The 24,257-nt window shown below is 62.9% G+C and carries 25 protein-coding genes; all 25 read left to right on the top strand.

Annotation, left to right across the window (positions count from 1 at the left end; genetic code table 11):
- Window positions 1–9 precede the first annotated feature (9 nt).
- The 25 genes from NUH87_RS09485 to NUH87_RS09365 all read left to right on the top strand — a co-directional run bounded on the left by NUH87_RS09485 (window position 10) and on the right by NUH87_RS09365 (window position 24,221).
- Window positions 10–159 carry a hypothetical protein gene (locus tag NUH87_RS09485; RefSeq protein ID WP_338527072.1) on the top strand — a complete coding sequence of 50 codons (150 nt, stop codon included), beginning with the start codon at window positions 10–12 and terminating at the stop codon, window positions 157–159.
- On the top strand, window positions 156–1,325 hold the full coding sequence (gene pseC / locus NUH87_RS09480) for a UDP-4-amino-4,6-dideoxy-N-acetyl-beta-L-altrosamine transaminase (RefSeq protein WP_338525731.1): 1,170 nt from the start codon (window positions 156–158) through the stop codon (window positions 1,323–1,325). Before NUH87_RS09485 ends, pseC begins: the two co-directional genes overlap by 4 nt.
- 34 nt (window positions 1,326–1,359) lie before the next feature.
- Window positions 1,360–1,980, top strand: coding sequence for a pseudaminic acid biosynthesis-associated methylase (locus tag NUH87_RS09475; RefSeq protein ID WP_338525730.1), 621 nt, complete (start codon window positions 1,360–1,362; stop codon window positions 1,978–1,980).
- A complete protein-coding gene (pseF, locus tag NUH87_RS09470) occupies window positions 1,977–2,687 on the top strand; it encodes a pseudaminic acid cytidylyltransferase (protein ID WP_338525729.1) in 711 nt (236 codons plus the stop codon). Before NUH87_RS09475 ends, pseF begins: the two co-directional genes overlap by 4 nt.
- A complete protein-coding gene (gene pseG, locus NUH87_RS09465) occupies window positions 2,684–4,189 on the top strand; it encodes a UDP-2,4-diacetamido-2,4,6-trideoxy-beta-L-altropyranose hydrolase (protein WP_338525728.1) in 1,506 nt (501 codons plus the stop codon). The genes pseF and pseG overlap by 4 nt, the downstream gene beginning before the upstream one ends.
- A complete protein-coding gene (pseI, locus tag NUH87_RS09460; protein WP_338525727.1) occupies window positions 4,182–5,234 on the top strand; it encodes a pseudaminic acid synthase in 1,053 nt (350 codons plus the stop codon). Before pseG ends, pseI begins: the two co-directional genes overlap by 8 nt.
- 229 nt (window positions 5,235–5,463) lie before the next feature.
- Window positions 5,464–6,390 (top strand): ketoacyl-ACP synthase III, encoded by a 927-nt coding sequence (locus NUH87_RS09455; protein WP_338525726.1) that lies wholly within the window; start codon window positions 5,464–5,466, stop codon window positions 6,388–6,390.
- A gap of 81 nt (window positions 6,391–6,471) precedes the next feature.
- A complete protein-coding gene (locus NUH87_RS09450; protein WP_338525725.1) occupies window positions 6,472–7,764 on the top strand; it encodes a motility associated factor glycosyltransferase family protein in 1,293 nt (430 codons plus the stop codon).
- The gene (locus NUH87_RS09445; protein ID WP_338525724.1) at window positions 7,761–8,030 is read left to right on the top strand and encodes a hypothetical protein; all 270 of its coding nucleotides are present in this window, start codon (window positions 7,761–7,763) and stop codon (window positions 8,028–8,030) included. Before NUH87_RS09450 ends, NUH87_RS09445 begins: the two co-directional genes overlap by 4 nt.
- Window positions 8,031–8,221: 191 nt before the next feature.
- On the top strand, window positions 8,222–9,073 hold the full coding sequence (locus NUH87_RS09440; RefSeq protein WP_338525723.1) for a flagellin domain-containing protein: 852 nt from the start codon (window positions 8,222–8,224) through the stop codon (window positions 9,071–9,073).
- Between the two features lie 67 nt (window positions 9,074–9,140).
- Window positions 9,141–9,521, top strand: a complete 381-nt coding sequence (locus NUH87_RS09435) for a flagellar protein FlaG (RefSeq protein WP_422393911.1) — start codon at window positions 9,141–9,143, stop codon at window positions 9,519–9,521.
- A gap of 82 nt (window positions 9,522–9,603) precedes the next feature.
- Complete coding sequence (gene fliD, locus NUH87_RS09430) at window positions 9,604–11,028, top strand: flagellar filament capping protein FliD (RefSeq protein WP_338525722.1); 1,425 nt, start codon at window positions 9,604–9,606, stop codon at window positions 11,026–11,028.
- A 131-nt stretch (window positions 11,029–11,159) separates the two neighbouring features.
- A complete protein-coding gene (gene fliS, locus NUH87_RS09425) occupies window positions 11,160–11,555 on the top strand; it encodes a flagellar export chaperone FliS (protein WP_338525721.1) in 396 nt (131 codons plus the stop codon).
- A gap of 9 nt (window positions 11,556–11,564) precedes the next feature.
- Window positions 11,565–11,861 (top strand): hypothetical protein, encoded by a 297-nt coding sequence (locus NUH87_RS09420; RefSeq protein WP_040063307.1) that lies wholly within the window; start codon window positions 11,565–11,567, stop codon window positions 11,859–11,861.
- 170 nt (window positions 11,862–12,031) lie between these two features.
- Window positions 12,032–13,507 (top strand): sigma-54 dependent transcriptional regulator, encoded by a 1,476-nt coding sequence (locus tag NUH87_RS09415; protein WP_338525720.1) that lies wholly within the window; start codon window positions 12,032–12,034, stop codon window positions 13,505–13,507.
- A 128-nt stretch (window positions 13,508–13,635) separates the two neighbouring features.
- The gene (locus NUH87_RS09410) at window positions 13,636–14,835 is read left to right on the top strand and encodes a sensor histidine kinase (RefSeq protein ID WP_338526777.1); all 1,200 of its coding nucleotides are present in this window, start codon (window positions 13,636–13,638) and stop codon (window positions 14,833–14,835) included.
- Complete coding sequence (locus NUH87_RS09405; protein WP_338525719.1) at window positions 14,832–16,235, top strand: sigma-54 dependent transcriptional regulator; 1,404 nt, start codon at window positions 14,832–14,834, stop codon at window positions 16,233–16,235. Before NUH87_RS09410 ends, NUH87_RS09405 begins: the two co-directional genes overlap by 4 nt.
- A 132-nt stretch (window positions 16,236–16,367) precedes the next feature.
- Complete coding sequence (gene fliE / locus NUH87_RS09400; protein ID WP_040063314.1) at window positions 16,368–16,697, top strand: flagellar hook-basal body complex protein FliE; 330 nt, start codon at window positions 16,368–16,370, stop codon at window positions 16,695–16,697.
- A gap of 21 nt (window positions 16,698–16,718) precedes the next feature.
- Entirely contained in the window at window positions 16,719–18,506 is a 1,788-nt protein-coding gene (gene fliF, locus NUH87_RS09395; protein ID WP_338525718.1) for a flagellar basal-body MS-ring/collar protein FliF, read from the top strand.
- A complete protein-coding gene (gene fliG / locus NUH87_RS09390; RefSeq protein ID WP_040063318.1) occupies window positions 18,499–19,518 on the top strand; it encodes a flagellar motor switch protein FliG in 1,020 nt (339 codons plus the stop codon). The genes fliF and fliG overlap by 8 nt, the downstream gene beginning before the upstream one ends.
- 10 nt (window positions 19,519–19,528) lie before the next feature.
- The gene (gene fliH / locus NUH87_RS09385; RefSeq protein ID WP_338525717.1) at window positions 19,529–20,311 is read left to right on the top strand and encodes a flagellar assembly protein FliH; all 783 of its coding nucleotides are present in this window, start codon (window positions 19,529–19,531) and stop codon (window positions 20,309–20,311) included.
- A complete protein-coding gene (gene fliI / locus NUH87_RS09380) occupies window positions 20,301–21,659 on the top strand; it encodes a flagellar protein export ATPase FliI (RefSeq protein WP_338525716.1) in 1,359 nt (452 codons plus the stop codon). The genes fliH and fliI overlap by 11 nt, the downstream gene beginning before the upstream one ends.
- A 6-nt stretch (window positions 21,660–21,665) precedes the next feature.
- Entirely contained in the window at window positions 21,666–22,115 is a 450-nt protein-coding gene (gene fliJ / locus NUH87_RS09375; protein WP_338525715.1) for a flagellar export protein FliJ, read from the top strand.
- Window positions 22,116–22,203: 88 nt separating this feature from the next.
- Window positions 22,204–22,509 (top strand): STAS domain-containing protein, encoded by a 306-nt coding sequence (locus NUH87_RS09370; RefSeq protein WP_040069840.1) that lies wholly within the window; start codon window positions 22,204–22,206, stop codon window positions 22,507–22,509.
- A 5-nt stretch (window positions 22,510–22,514) separates the two neighbouring features.
- On the top strand, window positions 22,515–24,221 hold the full coding sequence (locus NUH87_RS09365) for an ATP-binding SpoIIE family protein phosphatase (RefSeq protein ID WP_338525714.1): 1,707 nt from the start codon (window positions 22,515–22,517) through the stop codon (window positions 24,219–24,221).
- Window positions 24,222–24,257 lie beyond the last annotated feature (36 nt).

Below are 24,257 nucleotides of genomic sequence, written 5' to 3'. Positions count from 1 at the left end.
AGTTACGGCATGCTCAACGGCACATCGATTTTCATCTCCGGCGGCACCGGCTCGTTCGGTCGCCACTTCATCCATCGTTTGCTGGAGCAGTACCCGCCCCAACCGGGCTGTCTGAAGGTGATGCAGAGTGTCGATCCGCATGCCGGGCTGCCAGCATGACGCCCTATCAGATTCCTTATGGTTGCCAGAGCATCGAACAGGACGATATCGACGCGGTGGTCGAGGTGCTCAAGTCGCCCTGGTTGACCCAGGGGCCGACCATCCCGCGCTTCGAGGCGGCGCTGGCCGAACATTGCCAGGCCGATTTCGCCGTGGCGGTGTGCAATGCCACGGCGGCCTTGCATATCGCCTGCCTGGCGGCGGGGGTGGGGCCGGGGGACCGCTTGTGGACCAGCCCCAATACCTTTGTCGCATCGGCCAATTGCGCTCGCTACTGCGGGGCCGAGGTGGATTTTGTCGACATCGACCCCTTGACCTTGAACCTCGATGCGCGCCTGCTGGCGCAGAAGCTGGAAGTCGCCGAGGCGGGTGGGCGCTTGCCCAAGGTGGTGGTGGCCGTGGCCTTTGCCGGCCAGAGTTGCGATATGCGCGCCATCGCCGAATTGTCCGAGCGCTACGGCTTCATGCTGATCGAGGATGCTTCCCATGCGGTGGGCGCATCCTACCTCGGGCGACCGGTGGGTTGTGGCGCCTTTGCCGCGATGACCATCTTCAGCTTCCATCCGGTGAAGATCATCACCTCGGCCGAAGGCGGCATGGTCCTGACCAACCGTCCCGAACTGGCCGAGCGCCTGCGCCGCCTGCGCAGTCATGGGATCACCGGCGATCCGGCGCAGATGAATGTTCCCGCGCAAGGCTTGTGGTACTACCAGCAGTTGGAACTGGGCTTCAATTACCGGATGACCGACCTGCACGCCGCGTTGGGCCTGTCGCAAACGGCCCGGCTCGACAGCTTTGTCGCCCGGCGCCGAGAACTGGCCGCCCGCTATGACCGTTTGCTGGTCGACCTGCCGCTGCAACTGCCCGTGGGCCAGGCCGGTGCCGAGTCCGCCTGGCACCTGTACGTGGTGCGTCTGCAACTGGAGCGGATCCAGGTCAGCCAGCGCGAAGTCTTCGACAGGCTGCGGGCGGCCGGCATCGGCGTGAACCTGCATTACATTCCCGTGCACCTGCAACCCTACTACCGTGAGCAGGGTTTCAAGGAAGGCGACTTCCCCGAAGCCGAACGTTACTTCGGTGAAGCCCTCAGCCTGCCGTTGTTCCCGCTGCTCACCGAAGTGCAGCAGGACTATGTGGTCGAACAGTTACGAAACCTTGTCGGTTAAACGACATTCAATGGTCCGAGGATAAGCACCCGACATGCGTGAGTTCAGCGAGCAGGAAGTGTTCTGGCGTGGCGAGTTCGGCGATGACTATGTGGGTCGCAACCAGGGGCAGGCGCTGGTCGCCGCCAACCTGGCGCTGTTCGCCAAGGCCCTGGCGCGCACCGGTCGGCTCGCCAGCCTGCTGGAGCTGGGCACCAATACTGGCAACAACCTGCAAGCCTTGTGTCAGCTTCTGCCCGGTTGTGCCCTGCAGGGTGTGGAGATCAACGCCAAGGCCTGCGAGCAGGCGCGGGAGCTGGGCATCGCCGAAATCTGGCATGGCTCCTTGTTCGATTACCCGCGCGAGCGCACCTTCGACCTGACCCTGAGCAAGGGTGTGCTGATCCACCTGGCGCCCGAACTGCTGGCGACAGCCTATGAGCAGCTGTATACGCTGAGCGGGCGCTATATCCTGATCGCCGAGTACTACAACCCGGTGCCGGTCGAAGTGTCCTATCGCGGCAACAGCGGCAAACTGTTCAAGCGCGACTTCGCCGGGGAAATGCTCGATCGCTACCCGGATTTGCAACTGCTGGACTACGGCTTCAGCTATCACCGCGATCCGCAGTTCCCGACCGACGACATCAATTGGTTCCTGCTGGAAAAACGCCTTTGAGTGCGATTGCAATCATTCCGGCGCGCGGTGGCAGCAAGCGCATCCCGCGCAAGAATCTCAAGCTGTTCCACGGCGAGCCGATGATTGCCCGCTCGATTCGCCTGGCACTCGATTCGGGCCTGTTCGAGCGGGTGATCGTCAGCACCGATGACGAGGAAATCGCCGCCCTGGCTCGGGCTCGGGGGGCAGAGGTGCCGTTCATGCGTCCGGCGGCCCTGGCCGATGATTTCACCGGCACGGCGGCGGTGATGGCCCATGCCGTGGAGGCGCTGCGCCAGACCGGCCATGACTTCGAATGGACCTGCTGCCTCTATGCCACGGCACCGTTGTTGCAGAAACGCTTTCTGTGCCAGGGGCTTGATCGGTTGAAAGAGCAGGTCGACAAGTCCTTTGCGTTTTCGGTCTGCGAATTCGGTTTCCCCGTGCAACGTGCCCTGACACTCGACGAACAGGGCGCGTTGACAGCGCTGTATCCCGAATACCGCCAGACCCGTTCCCAGGACCTGCCGCCGGCCCTTCAGGATGCCGGGCAGTTCTACTGGGGACGCAGTGAAGCCTGGCTCAGGGGTGACGTGCTGTATTCGGAAAAAAGCCTGCCGGTCATCCTGCCGCGCTACCTGGTCCAGGACATCGACACCGACGAGGATTGGCGGCGCGCCGAGTATCTTTACAGTGCCTTGCTGGCCGGTGGAGAGCTGGAACCATGAGAGTGTTGATCCGCGCGGATGCCTCGCCGGCCATTGGCAGCGGGCATGTGGCGCGCTGCCTGAGCCTGGCGCAGGTGTTGCGCCAGGGCGGCGCCGAAGTCGTGTTCGCCTGTCGGGCCTTGCCCGGCCACTCGCTGATGCGTATCGCCGAGCAGGGCTTCCGGGCCCTGGCGTTGCCTGCCGAGTACGCGGGCGAAGATCCCGGGGCGAGCATCGAGGCACCGTTGCCGTGGCAGGCGGATATTGCCGCGCTGGGCGCCTGCCTGGTCGCCGAGGCCACATTCGACTGGATCGTCGTCGATCACTATGGCCTCGATCATGCCTGGCAAACCGCCGCTCGCCAGTGGGCGCGGCAAATTGCGGCCATCGACGACCTGAACAATCGCCGACACGCCGTGGATATCCTCTTCGATCAGAATTTCACGGCCGGCGATCCCGAGTACGCCAACCGCTGCTTGCAGCCCTGTCGTGAACTGTTCGGTCCACACTATGCGCTGATCCGTGACGAGTTCCGTCGCGAGCCCGTACCGATCGCCCTGCAGCCGCGTCGGGTGCTGGTGAACTTCGGCGGCCTGGACGCGGCCGGCGAAACCTGGAAGGCCATGCGTGCCCTGGCGGATTTCAGCGAGTTGGAAGTGGATTTTATCGCCGGCACCGCCAACCCGATGCTGGCGTCGATCCAGGCCATGGCGGCCGGGCAGCCGCGCTGGCGGGTGCAGACCTTCGTCAGCGACTTCGCGGCGCTGATGGCTCGGGCCGACCTGTTTATCGGTGCCGGTGGCGGTACCAGTTGGGAACGCGCGGTGCTCGGCCTGCCGACCCTGTGCATTGCCGTGGCGGAAAATCAGCGCGCCAATGCCGAGCGGCTGGCCGCGGCCGGGGTGCATGTCTATCTGGGCAGCAGCGACGAAGTGGATGTCGACAGCCTCAGGCAGGCCATCGGTTTCCTCCTGGGCAATGTCAGTCTGCGGCGCAGCCTGGCCGAACAGTCGCGGCACCTGGTGGATGGGCTGGGGGCACGGCGCTTTGCCGTGGCCCTGGCCGGCGCCAGCCTGGCCTTGCGGCGGGCCACGGTGGAGGATTCGCGGCTGTTGTTCGACGGCCGCAATGCCGAGTCGGTTCGGCGCGCTTCGTTGAGCCCCGAGCCCATCGGCTGGGAGGCTCACCAGGCCTGGCTGGCCGCGAGCCTGCTCAACCCCGGGCGCCTGCTGCTGATCGCCGAGGCCGCCGATGGCCCGGTGGGCGTGCTGCGCTACGATCTTGCGGGTAGCCGCGCCGAAGTCTCGTTGTACCTGTTCCAGGACCGCATGGGCCTGGGCTGGGGCAGGGCCCTGCTGGCCCGTGGCGAAGAAACCGTGCGCGGGCATTGGCCGCAGGTGACGGTGATCGACGCCCAGGTACTGCCGGACAACCCGGCTTCCCTCGAATTGTTCCGTCACGGCGGCTATGTCCAGTCGGCCTGCCGTTTCGAGCGTGTGCTAAAGGATCCGCTCCATGACTAGTTTCAAGATTGGCCAACGGCTGATCGGCCCGGACGCGCCGCCGTTCATCATCGCGGAGATGAGCGGCAACCATAACCAGTCGCTGGAGGTGGCGCTGCGCATTGTCGAGGCGGCGGCCAAGGCCGGTGCCCATGCGCTCAAGCTGCAAACCTACACCGCCGACACCATGACCCTGGACCTGGACGAAGGCGAGTTCTTCATCCGTGACCCGGGTAGCCTGTGGGCCGGTTCGTCGCTCTACGCCTTGTATGAAAAGGCCCATACGCCCTGGGAGTGGCATGCGCCGGTCTTCGCCCGGGCCCGGGAGTTGGGCATGCTGGCGTTTTCCACGCCTTTCGATGAAACGGCAGTGGATTTTCTCGAAAGCCTCGACGTGCCGGCCTACAAGATCGCCAGTTTCGAAAACACCGACCTGCCGTTGATCCGGCGCGTGGCCGCGACCGGCAAGCCGCTGATCATTTCCACCGGCATGGCCAGCGTCGCCGAACTGGATGAAAGCGTGCGCGCCGCCCGGGCCGCCGGGTGCCGGGACCTGGTGCTGCTCAAATGCACCAGCACTTACCCGGCCAGCCCGGAAAACAGTCATGTGCGGACCATTCCCCACCTTCGGGAACTGTTCGGCTGCCAGGTCGGCTTGTCCGATCACTCCATGGGCGTGGGCGTGGCGGTGGCGGCGGTGGCGCTGGGGGCCACGGTGGTGGAGAAACATTTCACCCTGGATCGCGCCGAGGGTGGCGTGGACTCGAGCTTTTCCCTGGAGCCGGCCGAACTGGCCAGCCTGGTGGTCGAGACCGAACGCGCCTGGCAGGCGCTGGGGCAGGTGCATTACGGAGTCACCGAGGCGGAGCGCAAGTCCCTGGTGTATCGCCGCTCGTTGTATGTCACCCGCGACATGGCGGTCGGGGAAACCTTCAGCGCCGACAACCTGCGGGCGATCCGACCCGGCCTGGGACTGGCCCCCCGGCATCTCGACGCGGTGCTCGGGCGCAGCGCCCGTCAGGCCCTCAAGCGCGGGACTCCGCTGGATTGGTCACTGGTCGAATAGCCCTTTTCGGGGCGGATTCGGCAAAATAGCGTGACCTGCGAGTCATAACGCGCATCTTCACTGTATTGTATTGACCTGGAAGAGGGCGCCTGGCTCATGACCGATCCGGTGATAGCCTTTTGTTCTTCCGGCAGCCGCTCCCCGTGGGCGGCGTCAAAATCTCTGTTTGTCGGCAGCCCTCGGTCCCGGTGAGCGAGGGTTTTCAGCTGTTTATTATTGGGAAGCCGTAATGATTGGCATAAAAAGCATTGCGAGCTACGTGCCTGTAGCCGGCCTGGACAATTACGCACAAGGTGCAAAATTCGAGAAGGATGAAGCCTTCATCCTCGGCAAGATCGGTTCGGCTTTCTTGCCGCGCAAGGATGACGGGCAGGAAACCTCGGACCTGTGTGTCGAGGCCGTTAACGCGCTGTTCGCCCGCAATCCCGAGCTCAAGCGCGAATCCATCGACGCGCTGATCGTGGTCACCCAGAACGGCGATGAAGAAGGCCTCCCGCACACCGCCGCCATTGTCCAGGACAAGCTCGGCCTGCCCACCAGCGTGGCCGCGTTCGATATCTCCCTGGGTTGCTCCGGTTATGTCTACGGCATTTATGCGATCAAGGGCTTCATGGAAGCGGCGGGCCTGAAGAACGGCCTGCTGGTGACCGCCGACCCCTATTCGAAGATCGTCGACCCGCAAGATCGCAACACCACCATGCTCTTCGGTGACGCGGCGACGGCCACCTGGATGGGCGAAGACGCGCCCTGGCAGTTGGGCAAGGCCAAGTTCGGCACCGACGGCGCCGGTGCGCCGCACCTGAAGGTCAGCAATGGCGTGTTTTTCATGAACGGTCGCCAGGTGTTCAACTTCGCCTTGCTCAAGGTCCCGGCGCATCTGCACGAGTTGCTGGGGGAGTCAGGCCTGCAACCGGACGATATCGATGCGTTCTGCATCCACCAGGGCAGTGCGGCGATTGTCGATGCGGTGGCGCGGCGTTTCGAGGGCGAGCCCGAGAAGTTCATCAAGGACATGGTCGAGACCGGCAATACGGTGTCGTCGAGCATTCCGCTGCTGCTGGAAAAGCATGTGCTGGGCTCCACGTTCAAGCGCGTGGCCCTCAGCGGCTTCGGCGTGGGGCTGTCCTGGGGTTCGGCGATCATTCACCGGCCTTGAGCAGTTAACGCTTCTGAAATGGCGCTCCAGGTGAGATAACCTTGAGCGCCATTTTTTTGTGCGGATATTGAGTGAGGCGGCATGAGCGAAATCTTCGAGCACAACCTGCAGATCATCGGCACACGTTGGCCGGGGTTGCTGGCGCGGCTATTGGCCGAGGACAGCGAGTCGTTGCCGGTCGAACTGGTGGAAGGGCTGGGCTCGACCCTGAGCGTGGGGGGCATTCAGCTCACCAGTCGGCATGATCGTGTCGCCGAGGCCCGCCTGCAGGCTGCCAGCCTGCCGCCTGACAGCCCCTTGCTGCACCTGTACGGCACGGGGCTGGGCGATCTGCAACAGGTCCTGCTGGAGTTGCCGACGCTGCAGCGCCTATGTGTCCATGTCCTCAATGGCGCGCTGTTCAAGCGGGTGCTGGGCCTGTTGGAGCAAGGCTCATGGCTGGGCGATCCACGGGTCGAACTGAGCTACGCCGCCGACCATCCCGAGATTCTCCTGCCGTTTTTCGCGCTGCCGGCCGAACTGGTGCTGGCCGATGATTGCAATGCGCGGATGCGTGATCGTCTTGTCGGGGAGGTGCACCTGACCTTCAACAATCGCGAGTTCGATCCGCAGTCCACGCAAATCGTGCAACGTCTGCGGGATACGCGCGAGGTGTTTGGCGCCGATCGCGATGTCGCCGAGCTGTTTTCGACGCGTCCGGGCCAGCACATCTATGTGATCGGTACGGGGCCCACGCTGGAGCAGCAGTTCGACAAGTTGCGCTCGATTGGCGAGCAGCCGGACCGGCCGTTGTTCATCAGTGTCGACACCGCCTACCGGCCGCTGCGCGAGCACGGCATCAGGCCCGATATCGTGGTCAGCATCGACCAGCGCATCAGTTTCCGGCATTTGCCCCCGGAAGCGTCCGACGGCATTCCCCTGGTCTATATGCCGATGACCGATCCCCAGGTGCTGCATGCCTGGAAAGGCCCGCGCTACGGCGGCTATTCCATCAGCCCGATCTATGCTTCGGTACGCGAGCAGCTCCATAGAGGCTTGCTGTTCGTCGGCGGCAGCGTCCTGCACCCGGCGGTCGACCTGGCGGTGAAGATGGGCGCGGCCAGCATCACCCTGTTCGGCGCCGACTTCGCCTTCCCGATGAACAAGACCCACGCGGGCTGGAAGGACGGCGACCTTGGCCCCGGTGTCGACCTGGCACGGCACTGGGTGCTGGATGGTCACGGGCAGCGGGTCAGGACGCAGTTGAACTTCCGCCGTTACCTCGTTGAACTGGAGCGCTATATCGCCCGTCATCCGCAGGTGGGTTTCCTTAACAGCAGTCGGGCAGGTGCGCGAATCGTGGGTGCCGGGTTCGACCAGGAGTTTGTGCAATGAGTCGGTTGGCGCAGTGCATCGAGGATGCCCGTGGATGTGCCGGGTTGTTTCGTCTCGGGCGTGACGTGGAGGCGGCGTTGGATATGGTCGAGGTTTTCGATGCGACCCAGAGGGTGTTGGAAGGTGCTTTGCAGGAGACCCGGCAACAGTGGGTGCAACTGCTGACCTGTATGCTGGCCTGCCAGGAGTCACAGGACTGGTTGGGGTTGGCCGACTGGATGGAGTATGAGCTGGTGGGGTTGCTGGAGTCGGCGGCAATTCCCTGACGTCATTTTTTCTCCTGGGGAGGGCGCCAAGCCCTTGTTTTCCAAGGGGTGGCAGGGTGATGGCAAATTTTTTGAAAAAAGCCCTCAAGCAACCCGCTATCCCGACGATAACTATTACGAAGGTTCTCTAGGCCATACCCGGCGCTTGCCAGGGCCGGAAGCCGCAGTACCCAACCCACGAGGATTTCGTCATGGCATTAAGTGTAAACACCAACGTCACTTCCCTGATGGTTCAGAAGAACCTGAACAGTGCAGCCACCAACGTCTCCAACTCGATGCAGCGCCTGTCTTCGGGTCTGCGCATCAACAGCGCCGCAGACGATGCTGCCGGCATGCAGATCTCCACTCGCATGACCAGCCAGATCCGTGGTCAGACCGTTGCGATCAAAAACGCCAACGACGGTATTTCCCTGGCGCAGACCGCTGACGGCGCGATGGCAACCGACACCGACATTCTGCAGCGTATGCGTGAACTGGCTGTTCAAGCCCGTAACGGTACCAACAGCACCGCCGACCAGACCGCGACCAACGCCGAATTCGCCCAGATGTCGGACGAATTGACTCGTATCGCCAACTCCACCCAGGTCAACGGCAAGAACCTGCTGGACGGTTCGGCTGGTATCGTTACCCTGCAAGTGGGTTCCAACACCGGTTCGTCCAACCAGATCAGCCTGACCCTGAGCGGCAAGTTCGACGCCGTCAGCCTGTCCGTGGGCAGCGGTACCGTGGTTCTGACCGGTGCTACCAGCGCCGCTGCGGCATCCAACATCGACAACGCGATCACCGCGATCGACGCTGCAATCGCTAGCATCAACAGCACCCGTGCCAGCCTCGGTGCTTCGCAGAACCGTCTGACCAGCACCATCTCGGTTCTGCAGAACGTGACTCAGAACGTGACCGCTGCACAAGGTCGTATCCAGGATACCGACTTCGCCGCTGAAACCGCTCAGCTGACCAAGCAACAAACCCTGCAACAGGCTTCCACCTCGGTCCTGGCTCAGGCTAACCAACTGCCTTCCTCTGTACTGAAGCTGCTTCAGTAATTTCGGAATGCGTTTTGGCGGGGGAGTGTGCTTGTCACGCTCTCTCGCTTTTTCACATTGAGAGGTGATGAACGTGGACATGAGTGTAAAGCTTAATCAGTCTTACCCAGCGGTTACGCCGGCCAGTTCAACTCCTGTTGCCGACAAGCCGGCAGCGGCCACGACCACGGCGCCTCAGGCGGATACGGTAAAACCCGTTTCGACCACCAGCAAGGATTCGGACGCTTCCGACAGGCTCAAGCAGGCCGTGCAGGATATCGAAAAGTTCGTTCAGTCGATCAAGCGCAACCTGGAGTTTTCCATTGACGAGCACTCCGGGCAAGTCGTGGTCAAGGTGATTGCCAGCGACAGCGGCGAGGTGGTTCGGCAGATCCCCTCCGAGGAGGCCTTGAAACTGGCTGACAGCTTGAGTTCGGCGAACAACGTGCTGTTTGACGCGAAAGCCTGACAGCTGGCATGAATAGTGTTTGCGAGTTCTTTGGCCGCTGGCAAGGGTCAAAAGACTGGCGACAAACTGTAGGGAGATAGGCATGGCAAGTCCAATTTTACCGGGTACGGGCCTGGGTTCCGGCCTGGATATCGGTTCGATCGTGACCGCGCTGGTCAACGCCGATAAGTCGGCCGCGCAGACGCAGATCACCAAGCAGACAGCCGCTAACACGCTGAAGCTTTCCGGCGTGGGTTCGCTGAAAAGCGCGCTGACGACCTTCCAGACCGCGCTGGCCAACCTCAATAGCACGACCAACCCGCAGTTCGCCGGCTTCTCGGCCACCTCGGGGACGCCGTCGACCTTGACGGCCACCACCGACAATACGGCGGTGGCGGGTAACTACAGCATTACCGTGAATAACCTCGCCACGGGCTCGCAGGTGGCCAGTGCGTCTTTTGCTGGTGGTGCGACCAGTGCCATTCCGAGTGGTACCCTGACCATCAGTCAGAATGGCACTAACTACAATGTCACCATCCCGGCCAATGCCACGCTGCAGAGCACGCGGGACGCGATCAACTCCACGCTCTCGGGCAACGGTATTTCCGCCAACATCGTGACCGACAGCAACGGTTCGCGTCTGGTGTTCGGTTCCACCACCACGGGAGCGGGTTCCGACTTGTCGGTCAGCGGTATCGCCGGGTTGACAATCGATGGCACCCAGGTGATGCCTAATCCGCCGTTGGCCACGAGTTCGGGGACGGTCACGGCATTGGCCAAGAATGCCAGCCTGTCGATTAACGGTCTGGCGGTCACCAGCAAGAGCAATACCGTCAGCGGTGCCATCAGTGGTCTGACCCTGAACCTGGTTGCAGCGGGAACTTCGACGGTTTCCGTGGGCACGAACAGCAGTGGTCTGCAGACCTCGATCCAGACGTTCGTGACGGCCTATAACAGCCTGATGTCGACCATCAACACCCTGAGCAAGGCCACCCTGGATTCCAATGGCAAACCCACCGTTTCGGCGGCGTTCACCGGTGACTCCTTGCCACGCGCGCTGATTTCCAGCATACGTGGCGTGCTCACCACGCCGGGGCCGGGTAGTCAGTTGGCCGTGCTCTCGCAACTGGGGGTGGGGACTGATGAGACTACGGGCCAGTTGAACTTCAACTCCACTACGTTCACCAGGGCCATGACCACCGATGGCCTGAGCGGTCAAGTACAGGCGCTGTTTTCCGGTACCACCGCCAAATCGGGTGCGGACGGTCTGTTGGCGCGGATGACCGCGGCGATTGCCCCTTATGTCCAGACCGGTGGCTTGCTCGACCAGCGCAGCACCAGCTTGAACACCCAGGCCACGTCCCTGACCAATCAGCAGGCGGCACTGGACCTGCATGTCACCAGCCTGACCGCTACCTTGACCGCCAAGTACAACCAGATGGACCTGGTGGTCGGGCAGTTGAAGGCGACCGCCACCAGCATCACGTCGTTCTTCACTTCCCTGAACGCTTCGAAATCATCGGGCTGATCCGTATCGTCCACGCCAAAAACCCGGCTGCGTTTACCGCCTGCCGGGTTTTTGTCTTCCGGGTCTAAAGTTTTCTGACTCAAAGGCGATACACTGCTTATACGAACCCTTGAGTGGCAATGAGGTAGAACATGAATCCGATGCTAGCCCTTCGGCAATACCAGAAAGTGGGAGCCCAGGCACAGACCTCCGAGGCCAGTCCTCACCGTCTGGTGCAGATGCTGATGGAAGGTGGTCTGGATCGCATTGCGCAGGCCAAGGGCGCGATCCAGCGCAACGATATTCCGGGCAAGGGCGTGGCCATCGGCAAGGCTATCGATATTGTCGGTGGGCTGCGCGAAGGCCTGGATCTGGAGAAATCGGCCGATACGGTGGGTGATCTGGACAAGCTTTACGCCTATATGATGACGCGTCTGTTGCAAGCCAATGTTCACTCGGACATCCAGATACTCGACGAAGTCGCTGGCCTGCTCACCACGGTCAAGGAAGGCTGGGACGCCATCGGCGCGCCAGGTCCGCAGTTTTAAGGGGGCATCATGAGTCTCGTACTGCAGCGTATCGAAGAAACCCGCGAAGCCCTGGTGAGGGCTTTGGCTGAGCGCGACTGGGAGGCCATCAGTCAGCTGGACCTGGCCTGCCGTGCCTGCATGGAAGATGTGCTCGACGAGACTGCGGTGGATGAGGATGCACTGCGCATCAAGCTGGAAGAACTGCTCCACGTCTATCGTCAACTGCTGGAGGCCGCCATGGGCGAGCGGCAGTCGATAGTCGACGAGATGTCGAAGATCCAGCAAGCAAGGAACGCCGCAAAGGTTTACCATCTGTTCGGTTAATGTTGGGTTAATCGAACCGTATTGCGCCATAAATTTGACTATGTACGCTTTTTTGACTTAACTAGTGCTGTTTCCAGATTTCAGTCGTCCTTGAAGGCCCTTTCCGGCCCCGGATGTCTAGCTTGCCCACCCATACCGGGCATCGAGTTGACTAGGGAAGTTGCTATTGCATGTGGCGTGAAACCAAGATTCTGCTGATCGATGACGATAGCGTTCGCCGCCGTGACCTGGCGGTGATTTTAAATTTTCTCGGCGAAGAAAATCTTTCCTGTACCAGCGATGACTGGCAGCAGGTGGTCGGCTCGTTGTCGTCCAGTCGCGAGGTGCTGTGCGTCCTGATCGGGACGGTCAATGTCGCGAGCGGACTGACTGGCTTGCTTAAGACACTCTCCACCTGGGATGAGTTCCTTCCGGTTCTGCTTTTAGGTGAAATTTCTTCCAGCGACCTGCCTGAAGACCAGCGCCGCCGGGTGTTGTCCAGCCTGGAAATGCCGCCCAGCTACAGCAAGTTGCTCGACTCCCTGCACCGTGCCCAGGTCTATCGCGAGATGTACGACCAGGCCCGTGAGCGCGGTCGGCAACGCGAGCCCAACCTGTTCCGCAGCCTGGTCGGCACCAGCCGGGCCATCCAGCATGTACGCCAGATGATGCAGCAAGTGGCCGACACCGACGCCAGCGTGCTGATCCTCGGCGAGTCCGGCACCGGCAAGGAGGTGGTGGCGCGCAACCTGCACTATCACTCCAAGCGTCGCGACGCGCCTTTCGTGCCGGTCAACTGCGGGGCGATTCCCGCCGAGTTGCTGGAGAGCGAGCTGTTCGGTCACGAGAAGGGCGCCTTTACCGGGGCCATCACCAGCCGTGCCGGGCGTTTCGAGCTGGCCAACGGCGGTACCCTGTTTCTCGACGAGATCGGCGACATGCCGCTGCCGATGCAGGTCAAGCTGTTGCGCGTGCTGCAGGAGCGCACCTTCGAACGCGTGGGCAGCAACAAGACCCAGAGCATCGACGTACGCATCATCGCGGCCACCCACAAGAACCTCGAAAGCATGATCGAGGTCGGCAGCTTTCGCGAAGACCTCTACTATCGCCTGAACGTGTTCCCCATCGAGATGGCGCCGCTGCGCGAGCGGGTCGAAGACATCCCGTTGCTGATGAACGAATTGATCTCGCGCATGGAGCACGAAAAGCGCGGCTCCATCCGTTTCAACTCGGCGGCGATCATGTCGCTGTGCCGTCACGCCTGGCCGGGCAACGTCCGCGAACTGGCCAACCTGGTGGAGCGCATGGCGATCATGCATCCGTACGGGGTGATCGGTGTCGCCGAGCTGCCGAAGAAATTCCGCTACGTCGATGACGAAGACGAGCAGTTGGTGGACAGCCTGCGCAACGACCTGGAAGAACGCGTGGCGATCAATGGCCATGCGCCGGACTTCGCCACCTCGGCGATGCTGCCGCCCGAGGGCCTGGACCTCAAGGACTACCTCGGTGGCCTGGAGCAGGGGTTGATCCAGCAAGCCCTGGATGACGCCAATGGCATCGTGGCACGTGCCGCCGAGCGCCTGCGTATTCGTCGCACCACCCTGGTGGAGAAGATGCGCAAGTACGGTATGAGTCGTCGCGAGGGCGATGAACAGGCGGATGATTGACGCCGGTTTTTCAACCCGCTGAAAAAAGGGCGGTTTTTTTTAGGCACGGGTATTGCTAAGTCTCTTGCAACGTTCCGTTTAAATGACGGTCAGCCAAGCGAGAGAGCACCATGCCCCAAGCCGCCCCGATGTCACCTGTCCCTGAATCCACGGGACAATCGTCGTCCGTCGAGCAGGCTAGTCGGCTGGGCCTGGAACAGGCCTTCTCGCTGTTCAACCAGATGTCGACGCAACTCACCGATTCCTACAGCCTGCTCGAAGCCCGGGTCACCGAGCTCAAGGGTGAGTTGGCCGTGGTCAGCGCCCAGCGCATGGCGGAACTGGCGGAGAAGGAGCGCTTGGCCAATCGCCTGCAGAACCTGCTCGACCTGTTGCCAGGCGGGGTCATCGTGATCGATTCCCATGGCATCGTCAGTGAAGCCAACCCTGCGGCCCGGGATTTGCTGGGCCTGCCGCTGGTCGGCGAACTCTGGCGCCAGGTGATCGCCCGTTGCTTCGCGCCACGCGAGGACGACGGCCATGAAATCTCCCTCAAGGACGGTCGGCGTCTGTCGATTTCCACGCGTTCGCTGGACGCGGAGCCGGGCCAGCTGGTCCTGCTCAACGACCTGACTGAAACCCGTCGCCTGCAGGATCAGTTGGCCCGGCATGAACGCCTGTCGTCGCTGGGGCGCATGGTGGCGTCCCTGGCGCACCAGATCCGCACCCCGCTCTCGGCGGCCTTGCTCTATGCCAGTCACCTCACTGAACAGGCCTTGCCGGTCGAGACCCAGCAACGCTTTGCCGGGCGCTTGAAGGAGCGCCTGCATGAGTTGGAGCACCAGGTGCGCGACATGCTGGTGTTCGCCCGCGGCGAGCTGCCGCTGACCGATCGGCTGACACCCAAGGGGCTGATGCAGGCGCTGCAAGCCGCAGCCCAGACCCATGTCCGGGGCGCGGCCGTGCGCTGGCAGTGCGACAGTCATGTCGGTGAGCTGTTGTGCAATCGCGACACCCTGGTGGGGGCGTTGCTGAACCTGATCGAGAACGCCCAGCAGGCCGCCGCCGGCGAGGTGCGCCTGAAGGTGCACCTGTACGCCCGGGGCGCGACCTTGCGCCTGTGCATCAGTGACAATGGTTCGGGGATCGAGCCGGCGGTACTGGCGCGCCTGGGCGAACCCTTCTTTACCACCAAGACCACCGGCACCGGCCTCGGTCTTGCCGTGGTCAAGGCCGTTGCCCGGGCGCATCAGGGCGATCTGCAATTACAGTCGCGGCTGGGGCGTGGCACCTGTGCGATGGTCTGTCTGCCACTGATTCCCGGTGCCATGGAGGAGGCTCAACAATGACCCCGCTGCTCAAGGTCCTGCTGGTCGAGGATGATCACGCTCTGCGTGAGGCGCTGGGCGATACCCTGCTGCTGGCCGGGCATCGGTTTCACGCGGTCGGCTCGGCCGAGGAGGCGCTGGAGGCGGTCGCCGCGCAGGCGTTCGGCCTGGTGATCAGCGACGTCAACATGCCAGGCATGGACGGGCACCAGTTGCTCGGCCTGCTGCGGGCGCGCCAGCCGCAGTTGCCGGTGCTGCTGATGACCGCCCACGGGGCGGTGGAGCGTGCGGTCGATGCGATACGCCAGGGCGCGGCCGATTACCTGGTCAAGCCGTTCGAGCCCAAGGCGCTGCTCGACCTGGTGGCGCGCCATGCCCTGGGGCGCTTGAGTGCGGTGGAGGGTGAAGGGCCGATTGCCTCGGAACCGGCCAGCGCGCAGTTGCTCGAACTGGCGGCGCGGGTGGCGCGCAGCGATTCGACCGTCCTGATTTCGGGGGAGTCCGGCACCGGCAAGGAGGTGCTGGCGCGTTATATCCATCAACAATCGCCGCGTGCCGGCCAGCCGTTTATTGCCATCAACTGCGCGGCGATTCCCGACAACATGCTGGAGGCGACCCTGTTCGGGCACGAAAAGGGTTCGTTCACCGGCGCTATCGCGGCCCAGGCCGGCAAATTCGAGCAGGCCGATGGCGGCACCCTCCTGCTCGATGAAATTTCCGAGATGCCCCTGGGGCTCCAGGCCAAGCTGTTGCGCGTGCTCCAGGAGCGCGAAGTCGAGCGGGTCGGTGCGCGCAAACCGATCAGCCTGGATATCCGGGTGGTGGCCACCACCAACCGCGATCTGGCCGGCGAGGTCGCGGCGGGGCGCTTTCGTGAAGACCTTTACTATCGCCTGTCGGTTTTCCCGCTGGCCTGGCGTCCATTGCGCGAGCGGACCGCCGATATTCTGCCGCTGGCCGAGCGGTTGCTCGCCAAGCACAGCGCCAAAATGAAACATGCCTCTGTTCGACTGTCATCCCAGGCGCAGGCCTGCCTGATCGGCTACCCGTGGCCGGGCAACGTGCGCGAGCTGGACAATGCGATCCAGCGGGCGCTGATCCTGCAGCAGGGCGGGCTGATCCAGGCCGAGGATTTCTGCCTGGCCGGCCCGGTCGGCGGGGCGTGCATGCCTGCCGCTGCCCGGCCGTCCGTCGTGGAGTCCGCGGCGGTTGAGGCGGTGTCGGTCGAGCAGCCGGGCGGCCTGGGTGACGACCTGCGGCGTCGCGAGTTCCAGATGATCATCGACACCCTGCGGGCCGAGCGCGGACGGCGCAAGGAGGCCGCCGAGCGACTGGGTATCAGTCCGCGTACGCTGCGCTACAAACTGGCGCAGATGCGTGATGCCGGAATGGATGTCGAGGCCTATCTGTTTGCCACATAAGCCGATTCAGGTCGGCGTAGCGTGTATCGGATTTTGTTCGAGGATGACAAGGAGCTGGCACCCTTGTTGCTAACCCTTCACTAACTGCTGCACGAGTGTCAAAAAATTGCAGGTCGCCGGAGAGAGAAGTTCATGAGCCAGGGTGTTGAATTTAATCGCTTGATGCTGGACATGCGCTCCATGCAAATGGATGCCATGGCTCAACCGAAATCGGCTGTGGCCGCGCCGGAAATCAGCGGTAGCAGCTTTTCCGATTTGCTCGGCAATGCAATCAACAAGGTCAACGACGTGCAGCAAGCCTCGGGTCAGCTGTCCACGGCCTTCGAGATCGGCAAGAGCGGCGTCGACCTGACGGATGTCATGATCGCCTCGCAGAAAGCCAGCGTCTCGTTCCAGGCCTTGACCCAGGTGCGCAACAAGTTGGTCCAGGCGTATCAAGACATCATGCAGATGCCGGTTTAAGGGTTAGGGACGTAGACAGTCATGGCAGAAGTGCTCGCCGATAACGTACCGGCCAAGTCCAGCCCCGCAGACGGTAAACCGCCGCTGTTCGGGTTGTCCTTTCTGGAAAATCTTTCCGAAATGACCATGCTGCGTCAGGTTGGCCTGATGGTCGGCCTGGCGGCCAGCGTGGCGATTGGTTTTGCCGTGGTGTTGTGGTCGCAGCAGCCCGACTACCGGCCGCTGTATGGCAGCCTGGCCGGTATGGATGCCAAGCAGGTCATGGAAACCCTGGCCGCGGCGGATATTCCCTACACCGTCGAGCCTAGCTCCGGTGCGCTGCTGGTCAAGGCCGATGACGTTTCCCGGGCTCGGCTCAAGCTGGCCGCTGCCGGGGTGACCCCGAGCGACGGCAATGTCGGTTTCGAGATTCTCGACAAGGACCAGGGCCTGGGCACCAGCCAGTTCATGGAAGCGACCCGTTATCGTCGCGGCCTGGAAGGCGAACTGGCGCGGACCATTTCCAGCCTGAACAACGTCAAGGCTGCCCGCGTGCACCTGGCGATCCCGAAAAGCTCGGTGTTCGTGCGCGATGAGCGCAAGCCCAGCGCCTCGGTACTGGTCGAGCTGTATTCCGGCCGCTCCCTGGAGCCAGGGCAGGTGGTGGCGATTATCAACCTGGTGGCCACCAGCGTTCCCGAGCTCAGCAAGTCGCAGATCACCGTCGTCGACCAGAAAGGCAACCTGCTCTCCGACCAGGCGCAAAACTCCGAATTGACCATGGCCGGCAAGCAGTTCGACTACAGCCGACGCATGGAAAGCATGCTCACCCAGCGGGTGCACAACATCCTGCAACCGGTGCTGGGCAACGATCGCTACAAGGCCGAAGTCTCCGCCGACGTGGATTTCAGTGCCGTCGAGTCGACCTCCGAACAGTTCAACCCTGACCAGCCGGCGCTGCGCAGCGAGCAGTCGACCACCGAACAGCGCACCGCCAGCAACGGTCCGCAAGGCGTGCCGGGGGCCTTGAGCAACCAGCCACCAGGCCCGGCCACCGCGCCGCAGACCACCGGCGGCGCCACCGCCTCGACCGGTGCCATTGCCCCCGGCCAGCCGCTGCTCGATGCCAACGGCCAGCAGATCATGGACCCGGCCACCGGCCAACCGATGCTGGCGCCGTATCCGGCGGACAAGCGTCAACAATCGACCAAGAACTTCGAACTGGATCGCTCCATCAGCCACACCAAGCAACAGTTGGGTCGCCTGACCCGCCTGTCGGTGGCGGTGGTGGTCGACGACCAGGTCAAGGTCAACCCGGCCAATGGCGAGACCACCCGGGCACCGTGGAGCGCCGACGAATTGGCGCGCTTCACCCGCCTGGTCCAGGACGCCGTCGGTTTCGACGCCAGCCGCGGCGACAGCGTCAGCGTGATCAACGTACCGTTCTCCGCCGAGCGCGGTGAAGTGATCGCCGATATCCCGTTCTACTCGCAACCCTGGTTCTGGGATGTGGTCAAGCAGGTGCTGGGTGTGCTGTTCATCCTGGTACTGGTGTTCGGGGTGTTGCGTCCGGTGCTCAACAACATCACCGGCGGTGGCAAGAACAAACAGCTGGCCGGTTTCGGCGGCGATGTGGAACTCGGCGGCATGGGCGGCCTGGATGGCGAACTGGCCAACGACCGCGTCAGCCTGGGCGGTCCGCAAAGCATCCTGTTGCCGAGCCCGAGCGAAGGCTATGACGCACAGCTGAACGCCATCAAGAGTCTGGTAGCCGAAGACCCGGGCCGCGTGGCACAGGTCGTCAAAGAGTGGATTAACGCCGATGAGTAATAACGCCGCCGTCACCCAGAAGCTGACCCGGGTCGATAAAGCCGCGATCTTGCTGCTGTCGCTGGGTTCCACCGATGCCGCACAAGTGTTGCGCCACATGGGCCCCAAGGAGGTCCAGCGGGTTGGCGTGGCCATGGCGCAGATGGGCAACGTGCATCGCGAGCAGGTCGAGCAGGTCATGAGCGAGTTCGTCGAGATCGTCGGCGACCAGACCAGCCTGGGCGTCGGCTCCGACGACTACGTGCGCAAGATGCTCACCCAGGCCCTGGGCGAAGACAAGGCCAACGGCCTGATCGACCGTATCCTGCTGGGCGGCAATACCAGCGGCCTGGACAGTCTCAAGTGGATGGAGCCGCGGGCGGTGGCGGACGTGATCCGTTACGAGCACCCGCAGATCCAGGCGATCGTCGTGGCGTACCTGGACCCCGACCAGGCCGGCGAAGTGCTGAACAACTTCGACCACAAGGTACGCCTGGACATCATCCTGCGGGTCTCGTCGCTGAACACGGTTCAGCCGGCGGCCCTCAAGGAGCTCAACCAGATTCTCGAGAAGCAGTTCTCCGGCAACTCCAACGCGGCCCGTACCACCTTGGGCGGTATCAAGCGTGCCGCGGACATCATGAACTTCCTCGACAGCTCGATCGAAGGCCAGTTGATGGACTCGATCCGCGAAGTGGACGAGGACCTGTCGACCCAGATCGAAGACCTCATGTTCGTCTTCAACAACCTGTCCGACGTCGACGACCGCGGGATCCAGGCGCTGCTGCGCGAAGTGTCTTCGGACGTGCTGGTGCTTGCGCTCAAAGGCTCGGACGAAGGCGTCAAGGAAAAGATCTTCAAGAACATGTCCAAGCGTGCGGCGGAACTGCTGCGCGACGACCTCGAAGCCAAGGGTCCGGTTCGCGTCAGCGACGTGGAGACCGCGCAGAAGGAAATCCTCACCATCGCCCGCCGTATGGCCGAAGCCGGAGAAATCGTGCTCGGTGGCAAGGGCGGCGAAGAGATGATCTAAGGATCAAGCCATGACTGATCCAACCGATCTGATCCGCGCCCGGGACGTGAGTGGTTTCGACCTCTGGTCGCTGCCCAGCTTCGACCCGCATGTCGAGGAGCCCGAGCCCGAACCGGTGGAAGAACCGCCGGCCGAGATCGAAGAAGTGCCGCTGGAGGAAGTCCAGCCGCTGACCCTCGAAGAACTCGAAAGCATTCGCCAGGAAGCCTACAACGAAGGCTTCGCCGTGGGGGAGCGGGAAGGTTTCCACAGCACCCAGCTCAAGGTGCGACAGGAGGCGGAAGTCGCCCTGACCGCCAAGCTCAAGGCTCTGGAAGCCCTGATGGGCAATCTGTTCGCGCCCATCGCCGAGCAGGACCGGCAGATCGAGCACAGCCTGGTGGGGCTGGTCGAGCACATGGTGCGCGAGGTCATCCAGCGTGAGCTGAAGACCGATTCCAGCCAGATCGAGCACGTCCTGCGCGAAGCCCTCAAGCTGTTGCCGCTGGGCGCCGACAATATCCGTTTGTACATCAATCCCCAGGACTTCGATCAGATCAAGGCCCTGCGCGAGCGCCACGAAGCCAGTTGGCGTATCGTCGAGGACGAGGCCTTGCAGGCCGGCGGCTGCCGGATCGAAACCGAGCACAGCCGGATCGATGCCACCATCGAAACCCGTATCAGCAAGGCCGTGGCGCAGTTGTTCGATCAGCTCCACGAGCAATCCCTGCATCCGGCGCTGCCGGATATTGCCCTGGAACTCGAAGAAGTACTGACGAAGGTTTCCGCGGCGGACCTGTCCGATGCGTCTTGAGCGCACCAGCTTCGGCAAGCGCTTGAGCGGTTATGCCGGGGCCATCGACCTGCCCGGGCAGCCGATCCTCGAAGGTCGTCTGTTGCGCATGGTCGGCCTGACCCTCGAGGCCGAGGGGCTGCGGGCTGCCATGGGCGCGCGCTGCCTGGTGATCAACGACGACAGCTACCATCCGGTACAGGTCGAGGCCGAGGTGATGGGCTTTTCCGGCACCAAGGTGTTCCTGATGCCGGTGGGCAGCGTGGCCGGCATTGCACCCGGCGCCAGGGTCGTGCCCCTGGCCGACACCGGGCGCCTGCCGATGGGCATGAGCATGCTCGGGCGGGTGCTCGACGGTGCCGGGCGCGCCCTCGACGGCAAGGGTGGGATGAAGGCCGAGGACTGGGTGCCGATGGACGGCCCGACCATCAACCCGCTCAACCGCGACCCCATCAGCCAACCGCTGGACGTGGGCATTCGCTGCATCAATGGTTTGTTGACCGTGGGCCGTGGCCAGCGCCTCGGCCTCTTCGCCGGTACCGGCGTGGGCAAGAGTGTGCTGTTGGGCATGATGACCCGCTTCACCGAGGCCGACATCATTGTCGTCGGTCTGATCGGCGAGCGCGGTCGCGAGGTGAAGGAGTTCATCGAGCACATCCTCGGTGAAGAAGGCCTCAAGCGTTCGGTGGTAGTGGCTTCGCCGGCGGACGACGCGCCGCTGATGCGTTTGCGCGCAGCCATGTACTGCACGCGGATTGCCGAGTATTTCCGCGACAAGGGCAAGAATGTCCTGTTGCTCATGGATTCCCTGACCCGTTTCGCCCAGGCCCAGCGGGAAATCGCCCTGGCCATCGGCGAACCGCCGGCGACCAAGGGTTATCCGCCGTCGGTGTTCGCCAAGCTGCCCAAGCTGGTGGAGCGGGCTGGTAACGCCGAGGCCGGCGGCGGCTCGATCACCGCGTTCTACACCGTGCTGTCCGAAGGCGACGACCAGCAGGACCCGATTGCCGATTCGGCGCGGGGTGTGCTCGACGGACATATCGTCCTGTCCCGGCGCCTGGCCGAGGAAGGCCATTACCCCGCGATCGATATCGAAGCGTCCATCAGCCGGGTCATGCCGGCGGTGGTCAGCCCTGAACACATGAGCCGCGCCCAGCACTTCAAACAGCTCTGGTCGCGTTATCAGCAGAGTCGCGACCTGATCAGCGTCGGTGCCTATGTCGCCGGTGGCGATCGCGAGACCGACACCGCGATTGCTCTGCAGCCGGCGATGACCCAGTACCTGCGCCAGGGCCTGAACGCCAATATCAGTCTGGGCGAATGCGAGGCGCATCTGGCGTCGGTGTTCGCTCCCGCGGCCGGCGGTTAATCGATCATGGCCCTGAGCCGTGCCGCGCGCCTGGCCCCGGTGGTCGAGATGGCCGAAAGTACCGAGCGCACCGCGGTCCAGCGTCTGGGTTATTTCCAGGGGCAGGTGCGGGTCGCGCAAAGCAAGCTGGAGGATCTCGAGCGTTTTCGTCTCGAATACCAGGAACAATGGATCCAGCGTGGTAGCCTGGGGGTTTCCGGCCAATGGCTGTTGGGTTACCAGCAGTTTCTCGGTCAGCTGGATACGGCGGTCGGCCAGCAGCGCCAGAGCCTGGCCTGGCACCAGAACAACCTCGACAAGGCGCGCGAGGCCTGGCAGCAGGCGTTTACCCGGGTCGAAGGCCTGCGCAAGTTGGTGCAGCGCTATATCGACGAGGCGCGCCAGTTGGAAGACAAGCGTGAACAGAAGTTGCTGGATGAGCTGTCCCAGCGTTTGCCGCGGCAGAGTCCGTATTGATCTGCAGGAATTTTGACGCTCCCGGTTGCCCTACCTTCGGCGGGGTGCTAAACCTTGTACACGTCGCCACTGACAAGGAAGCAGTATCATGGCTGTAGTCGCAGAAGTATCGCCCGATGGCGCAAAATTGACGATCTCCATCAAAGGGCGTTTTGATTTTGGCAGGCATCAGGAATTTCGCGAGTCCTACGAGGGGCTTGCCAAGAAACCGTCGTCCATTGTGGTCGATCTGAAGGAAGCGACCTATCTGGACAGCTCCGCGCTGGGCATGTTGCTCTTGTTGCGCGATCACGCCGGTGGTGATCATTCCGATGTACGGGTGATCAACAGCAACTCGGACGTGCGCAAGATCCTGGCCATTTCCAATTTCGACAAACTCTTCGATATCGGCTGACCTGCATGCAGTCGGGAGCGGAGTCGCTGACGGTATTGATCGCCGAGGATGGTGCGGCCGATCGTTTGCTGCTCTCGAGCATCGTCAGGCGTCAGGGACACGGGGTGCTGACGGCCAGCAACGGCGCCGAGGCGGTTGCCGTGTTCGAGGCCCAGCGGCCGCAGCTGGTGCTGATGGACGCGATGATGCCGGTGATGGACGGTTTCGAGGCGGCGCGCCGGATCAAGGTGCTGGCCGGAGAGTCGTTGGTGCCGATCATCTTCCTGACCTCCATGACCGAAGTCGATGGGCTGGTGCGCTGCCTGGAAGCCGGGGGCGACGACTTCCTGGAAAAACCCTACAACCAGGTCATCCTGGGGGCCAAGATCAAGGCCATGGATCGTCTCAGGCGCCTGCAGGACACCGTCCTGCAACAGCGCGACCTGATTGCCCGGCACCATGACTACCTGCTCAACGAGCAGCGGGTGGCCAAGGCCGTGTTCGACAAGGTGGCCCACTCCGGTTGCCTGAACGCGCCGAATATCCGCTACCTGCAATCGCCTTATGCGCTGTTCAACGGCGACCTGTTGCTGGCGGCCTACACCCCGGCCGGCGATATGCATGTGCTGCTCGGCGACTTCACCGGCCATGGCCTGCCGGCGGCGGTCGGGGCGATGCCGCTGGCGGAAGTGTTCTATGGCATGACCGCCAAGGGCTATGGGCTGCCGGAAACCCTGCGCGAGATGAATGCCAAGCTCAAGCGCATCCTGCCGGTGGACATGTTCTGCTGTGCCATCTTTCTTTGCCTGAGCCCGCAGCGCCAGGTGGTGGAGGTGTGGAATGGCGGCATGCCGGACGGTTACCTGCATCGCGTGGCGACGGGAGAGCGCCAGCCGCTGGTGGCCCGGCACCTGCCCCTGGGGGTGCTCGGGGCCGAGCTGTTCGATCATCACACCGATGTCTACCCCATGGCCCAGGGGGATCGGGTGTTCCTGCTTTCCGACGGGGTGATCGATACCTGTGACCGCGACGATCAGCTCTTCGGCGTGGAGCGCCTGCACCAGGTCTTCGAGGCCAATCTGGAGCCGGATCGCCTGTTCGAGGACATTCAGGAGGCCCTGCAGCGCTTTCACGGCGAAGCCCGGGATGATCTGAGCATGGTCCAGATCACGCTTCCGGCGCCGGCGCACCAGTTGCCCAGCTCCATGGTCTACTCCGACAGCGGTGAATCCTGCCCGCTGGACTGGTCGGTGAGCTTCGAGTTTCGCGCGGCCACCTTGAAGCGCTTCAATCCGTTGCCGTACCTGCTTCAATTGCTGATGGAGGTGCATGGCTTGCGCACGCAGAGCGGGGCGCTCTACAGCGTCCTCGCCGAACTCTACTCCAATGCCCTGGAGCACGGTGTCCTGGGCCTGGATTCGAGTCTCAAGCGCGATGTGCGGGGATTTGCGCAATACTATGAGCAACGCAATCGGCGTCTGCTCGAGCTGCAAGAGGGATTCGTGCGGGTGCGCCTGCAGGTGATCCCGCACGGGGAGGGTGGCCGGTTATACATACAGGTCGATGACAGCGGCAAAGGTTTTGACGTGGCGCAGGTGATGGAGCGTCCCGCACTGCTCGACCGGCTGTCCGGGCGCGGCGTGGGGCTGGTTCGCCAGCTCGGGCGCAATGCCTGTTGGTCGGACAATGGGCGCAGTGCCCACGTGGAGTTTTCGTGGGAGGCTCAGGCATAATTCGTGGGTGTGGAGCAGGGAGCGATCAAGTGGACA

Origin of the sequence: Pseudomonas batumici (assembly GCF_036585405.1) — a bacterium.
Classification (GTDB): domain Bacteria; phylum Pseudomonadota; class Gammaproteobacteria; order Pseudomonadales; family Pseudomonadaceae; genus Aquipseudomonas; species Aquipseudomonas batumici.
The sequence above is the reverse complement of the archived record's forward strand: the minus strand, read 5'-3'. Positions and strand labels throughout refer to the sequence as shown.

Bases quoted from the DNA above. Each gene is read 5' to 3' on its own strand.
- NUH87_RS09370 (WP_040069840.1), top strand. From the start codon at position 22,204: ATGGCTGTAGTCGCAGAAGTATCGCCCGATGGCGCAAAATTGACGATC.
- fliH (WP_338525717.1), top strand. From the start codon at position 19,529: ATGACTGATCCAACCGATCTGATCCGCGCCCGGGACGTGAGTGGTTTC.
- NUH87_RS09405 (WP_338525719.1), top strand. From the start codon at position 14,832: ATGACCCCGCTGCTCAAGGTCCTGCTGGTCGAGGATGATCACGCTCTG.
- NUH87_RS09435 (WP_422393911.1), top strand. From the start codon at position 9,141: ATGAACGTGGACATGAGTGTAAAGCTTAATCAGTCTTACCCAGCGGTT.
- fliD (WP_338525722.1), top strand. From the start codon at position 9,604: ATGGCAAGTCCAATTTTACCGGGTACGGGCCTGGGTTCCGGCCTGGAT.
- fliE (WP_040063314.1), top strand. From the start codon at position 16,368: ATGAGCCAGGGTGTTGAATTTAATCGCTTGATGCTGGACATGCGCTCC.
- NUH87_RS09455 (WP_338525726.1), top strand. From the start codon at position 5,464: ATGATTGGCATAAAAAGCATTGCGAGCTACGTGCCTGTAGCCGGCCTG.
- NUH87_RS09410 (WP_338526777.1), top strand. From the start codon at position 13,636: ATGTCACCTGTCCCTGAATCCACGGGACAATCGTCGTCCGTCGAGCAG.
- NUH87_RS09415 (WP_338525720.1), top strand. From the start codon at position 12,032: ATGTGGCGTGAAACCAAGATTCTGCTGATCGATGACGATAGCGTTCGC.
- fliG (WP_040063318.1), top strand. From the start codon at position 18,499: ATGAGTAATAACGCCGCCGTCACCCAGAAGCTGACCCGGGTCGATAAA.
- NUH87_RS09440 (WP_338525723.1), top strand. From the start codon at position 8,222: ATGGCATTAAGTGTAAACACCAACGTCACTTCCCTGATGGTTCAGAAG.
- NUH87_RS09445 (WP_338525724.1), top strand. From the start codon at position 7,761: ATGAGTCGGTTGGCGCAGTGCATCGAGGATGCCCGTGGATGTGCCGGG.
- NUH87_RS09365 (WP_338525714.1), top strand. From the start codon at position 22,515: ATGCAGTCGGGAGCGGAGTCGCTGACGGTATTGATCGCCGAGGATGGT.
- NUH87_RS09420 (WP_040063307.1), top strand. From the start codon at position 11,565: ATGAGTCTCGTACTGCAGCGTATCGAAGAAACCCGCGAAGCCCTGGTG.
- NUH87_RS09475 (WP_338525730.1), top strand. From the start codon at position 1,360: ATGCGTGAGTTCAGCGAGCAGGAAGTGTTCTGGCGTGGCGAGTTCGGC.
- pseC (WP_338525731.1), top strand. From the start codon at position 156: ATGACGCCCTATCAGATTCCTTATGGTTGCCAGAGCATCGAACAGGAC.
- pseI (WP_338525727.1), top strand. From the start codon at position 4,182: ATGACTAGTTTCAAGATTGGCCAACGGCTGATCGGCCCGGACGCGCCG.
- fliJ (WP_338525715.1), top strand. From the start codon at position 21,666: ATGGCCCTGAGCCGTGCCGCGCGCCTGGCCCCGGTGGTCGAGATGGCC.
- fliI (WP_338525716.1), top strand. From the start codon at position 20,301: ATGCGTCTTGAGCGCACCAGCTTCGGCAAGCGCTTGAGCGGTTATGCC.
- NUH87_RS09485 (WP_338527072.1), top strand. From the start codon at position 10: ATGCTCAACGGCACATCGATTTTCATCTCCGGCGGCACCGGCTCGTTC.
- fliS (WP_338525721.1), top strand. From the start codon at position 11,160: ATGAATCCGATGCTAGCCCTTCGGCAATACCAGAAAGTGGGAGCCCAG.
- NUH87_RS09450 (WP_338525725.1), top strand. From the start codon at position 6,472: ATGAGCGAAATCTTCGAGCACAACCTGCAGATCATCGGCACACGTTGG.
- pseG (WP_338525728.1), top strand. From the start codon at position 2,684: ATGAGAGTGTTGATCCGCGCGGATGCCTCGCCGGCCATTGGCAGCGGG.
- fliF (WP_338525718.1), top strand. From the start codon at position 16,719: ATGGCAGAAGTGCTCGCCGATAACGTACCGGCCAAGTCCAGCCCCGCA.